The sequence below is a fragment of the Stutzerimonas zhaodongensis genome, assembly GCF_003696365.1.
GTDB lineage: Bacteria > Pseudomonadota > Gammaproteobacteria > Pseudomonadales > Pseudomonadaceae > Stutzerimonas > Stutzerimonas zhaodongensis.
On record NZ_RFFM01000005.1, the window covers coordinates 74,047 to 88,794 of the forward strand.

General features: G+C 56.6%; 12 protein-coding genes. 6 read left to right on the plus strand and 6 right to left on the minus strand.

Going from position 1 to position 14,748, the window contains the following annotated elements:
• The first annotated feature begins 1 nt into the window (after position 1).
• Together EA797_RS17470 and fabI are read left to right on the plus strand one after the other, a co-directional pair.
• A complete protein-coding gene (locus EA797_RS17470) occupies positions 2–1,651 on the plus strand; it encodes an ABC transporter ATP-binding protein (protein WP_122167532.1) in 1,650 nt (549 codons plus the stop codon).
• On the plus strand, positions 1,632–2,426 hold the full coding sequence (gene fabI / locus EA797_RS17475; protein ID WP_122167534.1) for an enoyl-ACP reductase FabI: 795 nt from the start codon (positions 1,632–1,634) through the stop codon (positions 2,424–2,426). The genes EA797_RS17470 and fabI overlap by 20 nt, the downstream gene beginning before the upstream one ends.
• A gap of 65 nt (positions 2,427–2,491) precedes the next feature.
• On the opposite strand, the gene EA797_RS17480 is transcribed toward fabI, so the two are convergent.
• The 6 genes from EA797_RS17480 to tig all read right to left on the minus strand — a co-directional run bounded on the left by EA797_RS17480 (position 2,492) and on the right by tig (position 10,899).
• Positions 2,492–4,345 carry a SurA N-terminal domain-containing protein gene (locus EA797_RS17480; RefSeq protein ID WP_122167536.1) on the minus strand — a complete coding sequence of 618 codons (1,854 nt, stop codon included), beginning with the start codon at positions 4,343–4,345 and terminating at the stop codon, positions 2,492–2,494.
• 208 nt (positions 4,346–4,553) lie between these two features.
• Positions 4,554–4,826 (minus strand): nucleoid-associated protein HU-beta, encoded by a 273-nt coding sequence (hupB, locus tag EA797_RS17485; protein WP_019339231.1) that lies wholly within the window; start codon positions 4,824–4,826, stop codon positions 4,554–4,556.
• A gap of 132 nt (positions 4,827–4,958) precedes the next feature.
• Positions 4,959–7,355: an endopeptidase La gene (gene lon / locus EA797_RS17490; RefSeq protein ID WP_122167537.1), complete on the minus strand. Its 2,397-nt coding sequence runs from the start codon at positions 7,353–7,355 to the stop codon at positions 4,959–4,961.
• 128 nt (positions 7,356–7,483) lie between these two features.
• On the minus strand, positions 7,484–8,764 hold the full coding sequence (gene clpX / locus EA797_RS17495) for an ATP-dependent Clp protease ATP-binding subunit ClpX (RefSeq protein WP_122167538.1): 1,281 nt from the start codon (positions 8,762–8,764) through the stop codon (positions 7,484–7,486).
• A 98-nt stretch (positions 8,765–8,862) separates the two neighbouring features.
• Entirely contained in the window at positions 8,863–9,501 is a 639-nt protein-coding gene (clpP, locus tag EA797_RS17500; RefSeq protein ID WP_122167540.1) for an ATP-dependent Clp endopeptidase proteolytic subunit ClpP, read from the minus strand.
• 87 nt (positions 9,502–9,588) lie between these two features.
• Positions 9,589–10,899 (minus strand): trigger factor, encoded by a 1,311-nt coding sequence (tig, locus tag EA797_RS17505; RefSeq protein ID WP_122167541.1) that lies wholly within the window; start codon positions 10,897–10,899, stop codon positions 9,589–9,591.
• Between the two features lie 327 nt (positions 10,900–11,226).
• On the opposite strand from tig, the gene EA797_RS17510 reads away from it, so the two are divergent.
• The 4 genes from EA797_RS17510 to EA797_RS17525 all read left to right on the plus strand — a co-directional run bounded on the left by EA797_RS17510 (position 11,227) and on the right by EA797_RS17525 (position 14,716).
• Positions 11,227–11,628: a hypothetical protein gene (locus EA797_RS17510; RefSeq protein WP_122167543.1), complete on the plus strand. Its 402-nt coding sequence runs from the start codon at positions 11,227–11,229 to the stop codon at positions 11,626–11,628.
• Between the two features lie 282 nt (positions 11,629–11,910).
• A complete protein-coding gene (locus EA797_RS17515; protein ID WP_122167544.1) occupies positions 11,911–12,909 on the plus strand; it encodes a DctP family TRAP transporter solute-binding subunit in 999 nt (332 codons plus the stop codon).
• 45 nt (positions 12,910–12,954) lie between these two features.
• Positions 12,955–13,431: a TRAP transporter small permease gene (locus EA797_RS17520; protein WP_122167546.1), complete on the plus strand. Its 477-nt coding sequence runs from the start codon at positions 12,955–12,957 to the stop codon at positions 13,429–13,431.
• Positions 13,421–14,716, plus strand: coding sequence for a TRAP transporter large permease (locus EA797_RS17525; RefSeq protein WP_122167548.1), 1,296 nt, complete (start codon positions 13,421–13,423; stop codon positions 14,714–14,716). Before EA797_RS17520 ends, EA797_RS17525 begins: the two co-directional genes overlap by 11 nt.
• The last annotated feature ends 32 nt before the right edge of the window (positions 14,717–14,748 follow it).

Below are 14,748 nucleotides of genomic sequence, written 5' to 3' on the forward strand. Positions count from 1 at the left end.
CATGACCGATAATCTGATTGAGGTCCGCGACCTTGCCGTCGAGTTCGTCACTGGCGGTAAGGCGCAACGTGTAGTCGAAGGCGTCAGCTTCGATATTCGTAAGGGCGAGACACTGGCACTGGTGGGTGAAAGTGGTTCGGGTAAGTCCGTCACCGCTCATTCGATCCTGCGGCTTTTGCCCTACCCGCTGGCCCAGCATCCGGCGGGTGAGATTCGCTATGCCGGCGAGGACCTGCTCAAGGCAACGGAGAAACGTATGCGAGGCGTTCGCGGTAACCGCATCGCCATGGTGTTTCAAGAGCCGATGACCTCGCTCAACCCACTGCATACCATTGGCAAACAGATCAATGAAGTGCTCCAGATCCACAAAGGACTAAATGGCAAGGCCGCCACTGCGCGGACCCTGGAGCTGCTTGAACTGGTGGGAATTCCTGAACCTGCAAAGCGAATTCGTGCCTATCCCCATGAGCTCTCCGGCGGCCAACGTCAGCGAGTAGTGATCGCCATGGCACTCGCCAATGAGCCTGAACTGCTGATTGCCGATGAGCCAACTACCGCCCTGGACGTCACAGTCCAGCTGAAAATCCTAGAGTTGCTCAAGGATTTGCAGCAGCGCCTTGGAATGGCACTTCTACTGATAAGCCACGATCTGAACCTTGTTCGACGTATCGCGCATCGAGTATGTGTCATGCAGAGCGGTCGCGTCGTCGAACAGGCAGCTTGCGAAAAACTGTTCCGCTCGCCGGAGCATCCTTACACCCAGGAACTGCTTGCAGCCGAGCCTAGCGGTGATCCGGTAGCGGTTCAGGAGGACGCTCCGGCACTGCTGGAAGTGAAGGACCTGCGAGTCTGGTTTCCGATCAAAAAGGGACTTTTCCGGCGGACAGTTGACCATGTCAAGGCGGTCGATGGGGTCACCTTCAGTTTGCCGCGAGGTCAGACGCTCGGCATCGTCGGCGAAAGTGGCTCGGGTAAGTCCACATTAGGTCTGGCGATCATTCGTTTGCTTTCCAGCACGGGTGAAATCCGATTTCAGGACCAGGCGCTGGAGAACATGTCGCAACGCGCTGTACGGCCACTGCGACGACAGATGCAGGTAGTGTTTCAGGATCCATTTGGCAGTCTTAGCCCTCGCATGTCGGTCGGCCAGATTGTCGGAGAAGGGCTAAGCATTCATGGAATGGGCTCAGCCTCGGAGCAGGCGCAAGCGATCATTGATGCATTGGTCGAAGTAGGACTCGACCCGGAGAGTCGTCACCGCTACCCCCACGAGTTTTCAGGTGGGCAACGGCAGCGAATCGCCATCGCCAGAGCGCTGGTTCTCAAGCCTGAGCTGATCCTGCTTGATGAACCGACCTCGGCACTGGACCGTACCGTGCAGCGGCAAGTAGTGGAGCTTCTGCGCTCGCTCCAAGCCAAGTACAACTTGACCTACCTGTTCATCAGCCATGACCTGGCGGTGGTACGGGCACTGAGCCACCAGATGATGGTGGTCAAGCAAGGTAAGGTCGTCGAACAGGGAGCAGCGAAGACTATCTTCGCTGCTCCCCAACATCCGTATACACAGCAGTTGCTGGAATCAGCCTTCATGGCGCCAGCTACTGATGAACAACCAGAAGAGGGACAAGCACATGGGTTTTCTTACCGGTAAGCGCGTATTGATCGTCGGCGTCGCCAGCAAACTGTCGATTGCCTCCGGCATCGCCGCGGCCATGCACCGTGAGGGCGCCGAACTGGCTTTCACCTATCAGAACGAAAAGCTCAAAGGTCGCGTTGAAGAGTTCGCCGCCAGCTGGGGCTCCAGTCCAGAGCTGTGCTTCCCATGCGACGTCGCCAGTGATGAAGAAATCGTCAAGGTCTTCGAAGAGCTGGGCAAAAAGTGGGACGGTCTTGACGGCATCGTCCATTCGGTAGGCTTCGCTCCTGGGGACCAGCTCGATGGCGACTTCACCGACGTGACCACCCGCGAAGGGTTCCGCATAGCCCACGACATCAGCGCCTATAGCTTGGTCGCCCTGGCCAAGGCCGGACGTCCGCTCATGAAAGGTCGAAACGGCAGCATACTCACCCTCTCCTATCTGGGTGCCGAGCGCACCATGCCCAACTACAATGTCATGGGCATGGCGAAGGCCAGTCTTGAGGCGGGCGTTCGCTACTTGGCCGGCAGCCTCGGCCCTGAAGGCACTCGCGTCAACGCTGTATCAGCCGGGCCGATCCGGACCTTGGCTGCCTCCGGCATCAAGAGCTTTCGCAAAATGCTGGCGGCCAATGAGAAGCAAACCCCGTTGCGCCGCAATGTGACAATCGATGAAGTTGGCAACGCGGGCGCATTCCTCTGCTCGGACCTCGCCTCTGGAATCAGCGGTGAAATCCTCTACGTCGATGGTGGATTCAATACAACCGCCATGGGAGCGATCGAGGACTGACATTCTCGACGCAAAAAAAAACCCGCATTGAATGCGGGTTTTTTGTTTCAGCTCACCGAAGCCTGTCAGAAGGTTTCGATCTTGGCATCGCTATGCAGCATTTGCCTGTAGGCAGCAAAATCCTGTTGGCCGCTGCGGGAAGCCAGGAAGCGGCGATAGTTCTGCTTGTCCTCTTCGGAAAGAGCAGATTGAGGCTCGCTGACGCCGCTCAGTCTGACAACCACGTAGTCTCCGCTAGGGAGGCGCACACTGCCGTATGTTGGTTTGTCATTCGTTTCAGGTTTAGGCATGCGGAATACTTGCTGAAGCACCTCTGGATCCACGCCCTCCTGATCGCGCGATGCGGCCTCCACAGGCTGCCATTGGCCGCTCGCCTCACCACCGTCACGAAGGGTTGCGATCATCTGCTCGCTAGCCTGCTGTGCCTGATCAGCTGCCTTGCTGCGTTGAAGCTGAGCAACGATGGCGCCTTTGACTTCATCGAACGGAAGAACCTCAGGTTGCAAATGCTGCTTCACTCGGACGGCTACGGCTGTATCCGGATCCAGCTCGATGACGCCGCTGTTCGCTCCGTCCACCAGCACTTCTTCGCTGAATGCGGCCTGAATGACTTGCCGATTGGCCGCGACACCCGCACCACCCTCACGACCAAACGCATCGGTAGTCTGGACCGACAGCCCCAACTCCTGAGCCGGCTGTGCTAGATCCGAGGACTCAAATGCCGTGTCTTCTAGTTGCTTACTTGCTTCGACAAAGCGCTGTTCTACCTGCTGAGCCTTCAGCTCGCGAACCAGCTCGGGCTTGAGGCTATCCAGTGAAGGCACCTCGGGCGACTGCACGCCAAGCAACTTGATCAGATGCCAGCCGAAGTCAGAACGAACAGGCTCTGAGACCTGGCCATCCTGAAGCGCATACAGGGCCTCTTCAAAGGCTGGGTCATAGACCCCTGGCCCTGCGAAACCAAGGTCGCCCCCTTCATTTGAAGACCCAGGATCCTCGGACAGCTCCTTGGCCAACGCCGCAAAATCCTCACCCGCATTCAGGCGCTTAGCGACCTCGTCGATCTTGGCTCGGGCATCGTTATCGCTAGCGTCATCAGCTTCGATGAGGATATGTGCAGCTCGGCGCTGCTGTGCCAGGTTGGCGATACGCTGCTGATAGAGATCGTTGACCTCTTCATCGGAAACTTCAACCTGATCGAAGAACGATTCCTTTTTGAGCTCGACGTATTCAAGCACTACCTGCTCCTGCGAGCGATAGCGGTCAGTGTTCTGTTCGTAATACTGGCGAGCGTCTTCGTCGCTCACCTCGACGGCCGCGGTATCAGCGGGGATCGAAATAGTGGCGAAATCACGAGTCTGCTGCTCCAATCGAGCAAAAGCCTCAATCTGCTCATCCGTGACAAAGCCTGACCCCGATATACCAGCACGAAGTTGGCCTATCAGCATTTCCTGTCTCATGAGCTCACGAAACTGAAGCCGCGTGTAACCCATCTGCTGGATGACCTGGTCGAAGCGCGCTGCATTGAATGCACCGTCAACGGAGAACTCGGGCGTCTGCAGAATCAGCTGGTCGAGGGCCGATTCGGAAAAAGCGAAATCTGCGTCACGCGCACCCTGAAGCAGCAACGCCCGGTCTATCAATGCGCGCAACGATGACTCACGTACCAGCTTGTCATCCAGCATCGAAGGGTCGAAGTTGCCACCCAGCTGCTGAGCCAGCTGACGGCGCTGCATGTTCATTGCCTGATTGAGTTCATCCAGTGAGATTTCTTCGCCGTTGACCTCTGCAGCATTTCGGCTATTGCTTGCAGCGTTGAAGATGGCATCGAATCCCGTCAGCGCCAGCAGCATGATGATAATGCCGATGATGGTTTTGGCAATCCAGCCTTGTGAATTGTCCCTGATGTTCTGAAGCATGCATCCCCCAGGAGTCAGCTGCGCAATGCTCACGGCAGCACGGGTGGAGTCCGGAAAAAAGAAAGGCGCATCCAGGGATGCGCCTTCTCGGAGCTTTTGGAGCAGTTGGGCTTATCCCCCAAGCCCGAACACAACAGGCAATGCCTGTTCGACTAACCGCTCCAGACCAGGGTCAGCATCAGCTGACAACTGGCCGGATCGAAAACGCTTAGTTGACAGCGTCTTTCAGAGCTTTACCAGCTTTAAAACCCGGAATCTTGGCAGCAGCGATGTCGATCGGCTTGCCAGTCTGTGGGTTACGGCCGGTGCGAGCAGCACGCTCCTTGACAGCAAAAGTACCGAAACCAACCAGTACCACGGAATCACCAGCCTTCAGAGCGCCTGTTACGGATTCAATTACTGCATCCAGCGCGCGGCCAGCAACAGCTTTCGGGATATCAGCAGATGCAGCAATGGCATCGATCAGTTCCGACTTGTTCACTCTAAGTCCCCTTATTTCTGTTGAGTCGTATCTTTAATTTTTTGGTGTAAGCAAAGCGGCGCCGAATAGCAACGACACAATGGGCCGGCTTATATCAAGGCCACCGAAAATGTGTCAATCAAGCCTTGCAGACTAATGCGTGCTGATTCGCTCCTTGGAATCAGGCTCGCGTTTGTCGTCCTTTGCAACGATATCAGGAGCCGCATCGGGCAAGGGCTCCGGCGCGTATTGCAGCGCAATTTGGAGGACTTCGTCAATCCACTTGACTGGTTTAATCTGTAGGTCCTGCTTAATATTCTCTGGAATCTCTTTCAGATCACGCTGATTCTCTTCAGGAATGATCACGGTCTTGATGCCGCCCCGGTGCGCAGCGAGCAACTTCTCTTTCAACCCGCCAATCGCTAGAACTTGGCCCCGCAGCGTAATCTCACCCGTCATTGCCACTTCTGCCCGGACCGGGATCTGAGTCAGCGCAGAGACAAGCGCCGTACACATACCAATCCCTGCACTTGGGCCATCCTTCGGAGTCGCCCCTTCCGGAACATGGATGTGAATATCCTGTTTTTCGTGAAAGTCCGCAGGCAGGCCGAGGCTCGCTGCGCGACTGCGAACAACAGTAAGCGCTGCAGTGATGGATTCACCCATCACATCGCCCAAAGAACCTGTCTTGGTCAAACGCCCTTTACCTGGGACGACGGCCGCTTCAATCGTAAGCAGTTCACCGCCAACCTGGGTCCATGCAAGGCCCGTTACCTGCCCCACTTGGTCCTGCTGTTCAGCGAGACCATAGCGGAACTTGCGGACACCGAGAAAATGCTCAAGCGACTCGGCCGTCACCTTCACTTCGAAGCGCTTTTCCGTCGCGTGTTCTTTTACAACCTTGCGACAAACCTTGGCCACTTGCCGCTCCAACCCGCGTACGCCTGCCTCTCGCGTGTAGAACCGGATGATGTCGCGAATCGCTTCCTCGTCGAACAGTAGCTCAGTCTTCTTCAGTCCATTGGCTTGAACCTGCTTAGGGACAAGATAGCGAGTGGCAATATTGATTTTCTCGTCCTCGGTATAACCGGGCAGACGAATGATCTCCATTCGGTCCAGCAGCGGTGCCGGAATATTCATGGAGTTCGCGGTGCAGAGAAACATAACGTCCGAGAGGTCGTAATCGACTTCTAGGTAATGGTCGTTGAAGTTATGGTTCTGCTCGGGATCAAGCACCTCCAACAGGGCAGATGCAGGGTCACCACGCATGTCGTTACCCATCTTGTCGATCTCATCGAGAAGGAACAACGGGTTGCGAACACCAACCTTGGTCATCTTCTGGATCAAGCGCCCCGGCATCGAACCGATATAGGTGCGCCGATGGCCACGGATTTCGGCTTCGTCACGCACTCCACCGAGCGCCATGCGTACAAACTTACGATTCGTTGAACGCGCGATGGATTCAGCGAGCGACGTTTTACCCACTCCAGGTGGGCCTACGAGACACAGCACAGGACCTTTGAGCTTCTTCACGCGCTTTTGAACAGCGAGATACTCCAGAATCCGGTCCTTTACTTCCTCAAGGCCGTAATGGTCGGTATCGAGTACATCTTCGGCCTTAGCGAGATCGAGACGCACCTTGCTCGCAGCCTTCCACGGTACATTGACCAGCCAATCGATATAAGTCCTGACAACTGTCGCTTCTGCGGACATCGGGGACATCTGCTTCAGCTTGTTCAGCTCGGTCGTAGCTTTGGTATGCGCGTCCTTGCTGAGCCCCGCATTTTCGATGCGTTTCTTTAGGTCATCGATTTCATTGTGACCTTCATCGATGTCGCCCAGCTCTTTCTGAATGGCCTTCATCTGCTCATTCAGATAGTACTCACGCTGGCTGCGCTCCATCTGCTTCTTGACGCGCCCACGGATGCGTTTCTCGACCTGAAGAAGATCGATCTCGGCATCAAGCAACGCCAAAACGTGCTCGACGCGCTCAGGCAGGTTCGTAATTTCGAGAATGGCCTGCTTTTGCTCAATCTTCAGCGCCATATGAGCGGCCATGGTGTCAACGAGGCGCGCCGGTTCATCAATACTTGCGAGTGACGAGAGCACCTCGGACGGCACCTTTTTACCGAGCTGAACGTATTGCTCGAACTGACTCAGCAGGCTACGGGTAAAAACTTCGGCCTCACGCTCTTCGATTTCGGACTCATCGATAAGCGACACCTCGGCCCGGCAATGATCGTCCACGTCATAGAACCGATCGATAACACCACGCTGCTCACCCTCGACCAGTACCTTTACGGTACCGTCCGGGAGCTTCAGAAGTTGTAGCACTGTCGCGACCGTACCCACCCGATACAGCCCTTCTTCGTCCGGATCATCGTCAGCTGGATTCTTCTGAGCCAGGAGCAGAATTTGCTTGTCGCCCGACATCGCCGCTTCGAGCGCTTCAATAGATTTCTCCCGCCCAACGAACAGCGGAATCACCATGTGCGGGTAAACCACTACGTCGCGCAGCGGCAAAAGGGGCAATTCGATGGTTGTCTTCATAAATTCAGCTCTACGACGGCCATACGGCGGTAAACAGGAAAAACAGACTTGCCATCAAGATGAGGGCGCGAAGGCCAAAAAACAAGGACCCTGTAGAAATGCAAAGGGGCCCGGAGGCCCCTTATCTATTACGCGTCCGGCGCAGCCTTCGCAGGCGGCTCGCTGTTCTCGTAAATAAGCAGAGGCTGTGACGTGCCTTCGATCACGCTCTCGTCGATGACAACCTTGCTGACATCCTTCTGAGATGGGATCTCGTACATGGTGTCCAACAGAACGCCCTCAAGGATCGAGCGAAGACCGCGCGCACCAGTCTTACGCTCCAGTGCCCGTGAAGCGACGGCTTTAAGAGCGTCAGTACGGAACTCGAGGTCCACACCTTCCAGCTCGAAAAGCTTTGCATATTGCTTCGTCAAAGCATTCTTAGGCTCGGTCAGGATCTGGATAAGCGCCGCCTCATCCAACTCATCGAGCGTTGCGATAACTGGCAGGCGTCCAACGAACTCGGGGATTAAACCGAACTTGACCAGATCATCGGGTTCGACCGCCCGCAAAGACTCTCCAATCTTCTTGCCCGGGTCCTTACTGCGCACTTCAGCATTGAAACCGATACCACCCTGGGTGGAGCGGCCCTGAATGACCTTTTCCAAACCAGCGAACGCACCACCGCAGATGAACAGAATATTGCGTGTATCGACCTGCAGAAACTCTTGCTGCGGATGCTTGCGACCGCCCTGCGGCGGCACGGAAGCTACTGTACCTTCGATCAGTTTGAGCAGTGCCTGCTGCACACCCTCACCGGACACATCACGCGTGATGGAAGGGTTATCAGACTTGCGCGATATCTTGTCGATTTCGTCGATGTAGACGATACCCATTTGGGCTTTCTCAACGTCGTAATCACATTTCTGCAGCAGTTTCTGAATAATGTTCTCAACATCTTCACCCACGTAACCGGCCTCTGTCAGAGTGGTGGCGTCGGCAATGGTGAAGGGTACATTCAGCAAGCGTGCAAGCGTTTCGGCCAAAAGCGTTTTACCCGAGCCAGTTGGCCCTATGAGCAAAATGTTGCTTTTACCCAGCTCGACTTCTTCTTTCTTGTCTCGCTGATTGAGTCGTTTGTAATGGTTGTAAACAGCCACTGCGAGGATTTTCTTCGCGCGCTCCTGACCAATGACGTACTGGTCGAGAATGCCGCTGATCTCCTTGGGCGCAGGCAGTTTTTGCGCGCTGCTTTCAGCCTGTGCTTCTTGCACCTCCTCACGGATGATGTCGTTGCACAGGTCTACGCACTCGTCGCAGATGAAGACAGAGGGCCCAGCAATCAACTTGCGTACTTCGTGCTGGCTTTTGCCGCAGAAAGAGCAATAGAGCAGCTTGCCGGAATCCTCGCCGTTGCGGGTGTCAGTCATTCGATCGATCCAATCGGGAAGGCTTGAAACACAAGATGAAGGCAATCGTGGGCTTTTTCAAGCCCACGGTACAGCCGGATATCGCCACGCGGGTGAGATCAGACTGCCATCTGCCGCTGAGCGAGAACCTGGTCGATAAGGCCGTACTTGACGGCATCTTCACCACTCATGAAATTGTCGCGGTCGGTGTCGCGGGCGATCACTTCCATCGGCTGGCCGGTGTGTGCCGCCATTACCTTGTTCAGGCGTTCGCGAATCGTAAGAATTTCGCGCGCATGAATTTCGATGTCGGAGGCCTGCCCCTGAAAACCGCCGAGAGGCTGGTGAATCATCATCCGAGAATGTGGCAGGCAGTAACGCTTGCCGGCAGCGCCGCCAGTCAGCAGCAGAGCGCCCATGCTGCAGGCCTGTCCGATGCAGATTGTGGACACATCGGGCTTGATGAATTGCATGGTGTCGTAGATCGACATGCCTGCAGTCACCGAGCCGCCAGGAGAGTTGATATACAAATGGATGTCCTTCTCGGGGTTTTCGGCCTCGAGGAACAGCATCTGCGCCACGATCAGGTTCGCCATGTAGTCTTCGACCTGGCCAACCATGAAAATCACCCGCTCCTTCAGGAGGCGGGAGTAGATGTCATACGCGCGCTCGCCACGAGCGGACTGCTCGATGACCATTGGCACCAGCCCGCCAGCGGCCTGGATATCTGGTGCTTGCATAAACGAATTGCCGGACATTTCCAACGATACTCCCTATGTCACGCCGCAAATACATAAGCCAGCACTAGGCTGGCTTATGAATGTGCATTAAACGATTGAAGAGACTCAGGCAGCTTGCGGGGCTTCCGCAGGCTTCACTGCTTCTTCGTAGGAGACCGATTTGTCGGTCACTTTAGCCTGCTGCAGGACAGTATCTACAACTTGTTCTTCGAGCACAACCGAGCGGACTTCGTTCAATTGCTCGTCATTCTTGTAGTACCAAGAGACGACCTGCTCAGGCTCCTGATAAGCAGAAGCCATTTCCTCGATCAGCTCGCGGACGCGCGCATCATCGGGCTTCAGCTCGTACTGCTTGACCACTTCAGCAACGATCAGCCCTAGAACAACACGGCGCTTGGCCTGCTCTTCGAAAAGTTCGGCCGGCAGTTGATCGGGCTTGATGTTGCCACCGAACTGCTGAACCGCTTGAACCCGCAGACGGTTAACTTCGTTGTCGATCAGCGCTTTCGGCACTTCGATTGGATTGGCAGTGACCAAACCTTCCATGACCTGGTTCTTGACCTTGGTCTTGATCGCCTGGCGCAGTTCGCGCTCCATGTTCTTCTTCACTTCGGAACGGAAGCCTTCGAGACCACCTTCCTGAACGCCAAACTGTGCGAAGAACTCATCATTGAGCTCTGGCAGCTGAGGAGCTTCGACGCTGTTGACGGTGACAGTGAACTCGGCAGTCTTCCCAGCCAGGTCGAGGTTCTGATAATCCTCGGGGAAGGTTGGGTTGATCACCCGCTCTTCACCAGCTTTGGCGCCAACCAGTTCGGACTCGAAACCAGGAATCATACGGCCAGAGCCAAGCACGAGCTGAGTACCTTGAGCCGAGCCGCCTGCAAAGGCCTCGCCGTCGATCTTGCCAACGAAATCGATGTTCAGCTGATCACCGTCTTCGGCGGCGCGGTCGGCCTTTTCATAGCGAGTGTTCTGCTTGCGCAGAATCTCGAGCATGTTGTCTACATCTGAATCTGCCACTTCAGCCTGCAGACGCTCGACTTCAATGGCGTCAAGACCAGCAACCTTGAACTCCGGGAATACTTCGAACGTGGCAACGTACTCGAGATCCTTACCCTTTTCGAACACTTTAGGCTCGACGGAAGGCGCACCGGCCGGATTCAGCTTTTCGGCAACGACAGCTTCATAGAAGGTCGCCTGGATCAGGTCACCTAGTGCTTCCTGGCGGGCAGCTGCTTCGTAACGCTGGCGGATAACGCTCATCGGCACCTTGCCGGGGCGGAAGCCTGGGATCTTTGCACGACTGGCGGTCTGTTGCAGACGCTTGTTGACTTCGGTCTCGATGCGCTCGACCGGCACGCCAATGGTCATGCGGCGCTCAAGAGCGGAGGTGCTTTCAACAGAAACTTGCATGGATTTTCCTCGTTGCACAGACATAAGCCGGCGTTCCGGCCCCAGAATGGGCAAGCATTCTAGTGGCTCATACAGGAGAAGTCACCCTGCCTCTAAAGCCGATTGCTCGTGCGCCGGCTTAGTCCTGTCAATAGATATCGGTGAACCGAGCGCACCTTGATGCTTGTCCAGTGCGAGCAGCAAGACGCTGGGGCTTCAGCGCGGCTCACGCAGCAACCGCGGCGGCTAGCCAGACTAGTCTCAAGCGCATAGCTACCAGCTTCGCAAGCAAAAATGCACAGCGCAGTGGGTAAACACGTGGCGACTATGTTCGCTATGATCTGATTCATGACTGCTCCGGTTCCGATCCGCCAGCCCTGTCCCCCTGCCGCCTGCATTTGCGGGCGCATGCAGCTTCTGGAGGAGGCTGACTGTGATCTTCGAATTCTGCGACTCACGCGGCATGAGGAAGCTCGGTTGATTGAAAGGCTGGAGAACCTGACCAGCCTTCAGGACCTCGAACACATGCAGGGGCAGCTTTACCAGAAGCTCGGCATTCATCTTCAAATTGCACCGGGCTCCAATGAAGTGCGCAGCATGCGAGGTATCCGGATCGAACTTGGGGAACTCCCAGGGCTGTGCCGGAAGACTCGCCAATCGATTCCTGCAGCAATCCGACGCGCGTTGGAGAAGCGCCCGGAAATCGCCTACAGCCTACTTAACGCACATGACTTGTTGCGTGATGCATGACTTCTCCCTCCGCTATCTCGGTAGCGTTTCGGCAATAGCGCTCGCCTGCTCCTTCTGCGATAGTTGGAAAACCAGCCGCTTCTCGCTGGCGTGCTGCTTACCCAAAAGGTGTACAGCGCTCTAGACGCGCCTTTCGCTCGCTGCTTTTACCCAGTCAGCCTGCTGCGTCGTTTCCGCGCTACCCGCGCGTCCCGAAGGCTACCTGCCTTCGCCGCCAGCCGATGCCCGCCATCGACGGCCGTTCGCTAATAAAACCAAGACTTATCCGAACAAGGACGCCTCATGAAACTTACTCGCTGCCTAACCGCGTTGGCCGCTGCCGCTGCCCTGTCCGCAACATTCTCTGCAACAGCCGCTCGTGAATATTCCGTTTCGACCGTACTGTCCGACGCATTCCCCTGGGGCCAGGCGGCGCAGAAATGGGCCGACCTGGTCGAGGAGCGCTCCAAAGGAGAGATCACCCTTCGCGTTTACCCCAACGCACAGCTGGTCGCTGGGGATCAGACCAAGGAGTTCTCAGCCATGCGCTCTGGGCTGATCGATATGGCGGTCGGCTCGACAATCAACTGGTCACCGCAGGTTCCAGAACTCAACCTGTTCTCCCTGCCCTTTCTCATGGCGGACAGTTCCGACCTCGATGCCATTACTCAGGGCGAAGCCGGCAAGCTTGCGTTCGCAGCCATAGAGAAGCGCGGAATCGTACCGCTGGCCTGGGGTGAAAACGGTTTCCGGGAAATATCCAACTCGTCCAAGCCGGTGAAAACGCCTGCAGACCTGGCTGGCCTGAAAATCCGTGTCGTGGGCTCGCCACTGTTTCAAGACACCTTCACTGCATTGGGCGCCAACCCGACGCAGATGAGCTGGGCAGATGCAAAACCTGCGCTGACCACAGGCGCCGTCGATGGCCAGGAAAATCCGCTTTCGGTTTTCGACGTGGCGCGGGTCGATCAAGTTGGCCAGAAGTACCTGACACTCTGGCATTACATGGCCGACCCATTGGTATTCGCAGTCAATCAACGTGTGTGGAAACAGTTGCCCGAGGCTGATCGAGAGATCCTCCGTCAGGCAGCCATCGACGCAGGCAAGTGGGAAATCGAGCTTTCACGAAATGCCGAAGCCAAGCGTCTGGAGGACATCCGCTCGCGTGGCGTGGAAGTGACCGAGCTGAATGACGAGCAGCACGCAGCGTTCGTCGAAGCGACGCGCGTTGTGCATGAGAAATGGGCGAACAAGATCGGCACTGAACTGCTCGAAGCCGCTCGCGCAGCCATCGCAAAGTAAAACCGTTGCCCGGCGGCGCGATGCCGCCGGGATTCGAGGACATCCATGAACAATCGACAGGGCGCGCGCCTTGAGCGCGCACTGGCCACCCTGGCGCTGATCATCATCGGACTGATCAGTCTCGCCAACGTGGTGGTTCGCTATTTCACCAACGCTTCATTTGCTTTCACGGAAGAAATTTCCGTCTTTCTACTGGTCATCCTGACATTCGCCGGCGCCTCTGTAGCCATGCGCAGCAACAGGCACATCCGAATAGCATTCCTTGAGCGTCTGTTCCCTCGGCTTCGCACGCCGCTCATTCTGCTGCAATGGCTCGCCAGCATGGTGGTGCTGGGCCTTGTGCTGTGGTACGGCGGGCACTTTGCGCTGGAAGAGTATCAGTGGGAGTCCGAATCACCCGGTCTCGGCTTGCCGAACTGGTGGTACGTCATCTGGCTCCCGTTGCTGGCGCTCTTGATGCTGGTACGTTTGACGCAAATGACGATCGACCGGCTCCGCGGGAGGCTGGAAGATGAGCCCTGACTTCTGGATGCTCACCAGCTTTCTGGTGTTGTTGCTAATTGGCGTTCCGGTTGCGTTCTCTTTAGCGCTGTCTGGTGCTATCGGCATTCTTGCGGGCCTCTCTCCTGACATGCTCGCCACGCTTGGCACGAATACCTATAACGGTGTCGCCAAGTACCCGCTCATTGCCATCCCGCTGTTCATTCTTACGGGACTGGTGTTCGAGAAATCCGGCGTCGCGCTGCGGCTGGTGCGGTTTGCACAGGCACTGATCGGCCCGCAGCATGGCGGGCTGGCGATGGTCGCAATCCTCGTCTGCCTGATAATGGGAGGCATGAGCGGATCGGGCCCGGCAGACGCCGCAGCTGTCGCGATGGTGATGCTTCCGAGCATGACGAGAGCCGGCTACCCCAAGCCATTTTCTGCAACACTGATTGCCGCGTCGGCTTCCACTGCCATCCTCATTCCACCCTCGATAGCGTTGATCCTCTATTCCATCGTGGTGCCTGGCGTCGATCTTCGCGCTTTGTTCGCAGCGGGCCTGTTCCCCGGCGTCATTGCCGGCTTGGTCTTGATGCTGCCGGCATGGCTGCTTGCGCGCCGTTACGGCTGGGAGAATCCCGAGGGTGCCGAGAGGCCGCCCCTCGGCGAGAGCTTTCGTCAGGCATTGCCTGCGCTGTTCGCGCCTGTTCTGATTTTGGGCGGTCTGCGTAGCGGCCTATTTACCCCCACGGAAGCGGCAGTAGCGGGCGTGACTTATGGCGTGGTCATCGGCCTGTTCGTAACCCGTGAACTGGACTGGCGCAATCTGTGGCGGCTGTGTGGCGAGGCCGCAGTGATTTCCGGCGTGGTGATGTTGATCATTGCGCTGGCTGGAATCTTTGCCTGGGCTGGCACCATGCTCGGTACATTCCGGCACCTGGCGGAATGGCTCATCTCGCTATCGGATAGCGGCGCTGTACTGCTGATACTGGTGATGGTCGCCGTATTGCTGGCCGGCATGCTGCTAGATGCGATTTCCATCTACCTCATCCTGATGCCAATCCTTATCCCGGTCATGCAGCATTTTGGCTGGAATCCGGTGTGGTTTGGCATTCTCCTGGCGATGAACATTGCGATCGGCCAGTTCACGCCGCCAGTGGCGATAAACCTGATGGTCACTGCGGAGGTCGCGAAGATTCGCCTTGAACAGACGGTTGGCTGGGCGATGCTTTTCGTAGCGGTAATGGGGAGCGCGCTGGTATTGGTCGCAGTATTCCCAGAGATCGCGCTTTGGCTGCCTCGCGTTCTCGGCTACGCCGTATAGGAGTCCGCCAGGTTGGGCGCTTCACTCGACCT

Coding starts and splice junctions, on each gene's coding strand:
- EA797_RS17470 (WP_122167532.1), top strand. CDS start 2: ATGACCGATAATCTGATTGAGGTCCGCGACCTTGCCGTCGAGTTCGTC.
- fabI (WP_122167534.1), top strand. CDS start 1,632: ATGGGTTTTCTTACCGGTAAGCGCGTATTGATCGTCGGCGTCGCCAGC.
- EA797_RS17480 (WP_122167536.1), bottom strand. CDS start 4,345: ATGCTTCAGAACATCAGGGACAATTCACAAGGCTGGATTGCCAAAACC.
- lon (WP_122167537.1), bottom strand. CDS start 7,355: ATGAAGACAACCATCGAATTGCCCCTTTTGCCGCTGCGCGACGTAGTG.
- clpX (WP_122167538.1), bottom strand. CDS start 8,764: ATGACTGACACCCGCAACGGCGAGGATTCCGGCAAGCTGCTCTATTGC.
- clpP (WP_122167540.1), bottom strand. CDS start 9,501: ATGTCCGGCAATTCGTTTATGCAAGCACCAGATATCCAGGCCGCTGGC.
- tig (WP_122167541.1), bottom strand. CDS start 10,899: ATGCAAGTTTCTGTTGAAAGCACCTCCGCTCTTGAGCGCCGCATGACC.
- EA797_RS17510 (WP_122167543.1), top strand. CDS start 11,227: ATGACTGCTCCGGTTCCGATCCGCCAGCCCTGTCCCCCTGCCGCCTGC.
- EA797_RS17515 (WP_122167544.1), top strand. CDS start 11,911: ATGAAACTTACTCGCTGCCTAACCGCGTTGGCCGCTGCCGCTGCCCTG.
- EA797_RS17520 (WP_122167546.1), top strand. CDS start 12,955: ATGAACAATCGACAGGGCGCGCGCCTTGAGCGCGCACTGGCCACCCTG.
- EA797_RS17525 (WP_122167548.1), top strand. CDS start 13,421: ATGAGCCCTGACTTCTGGATGCTCACCAGCTTTCTGGTGTTGTTGCTA.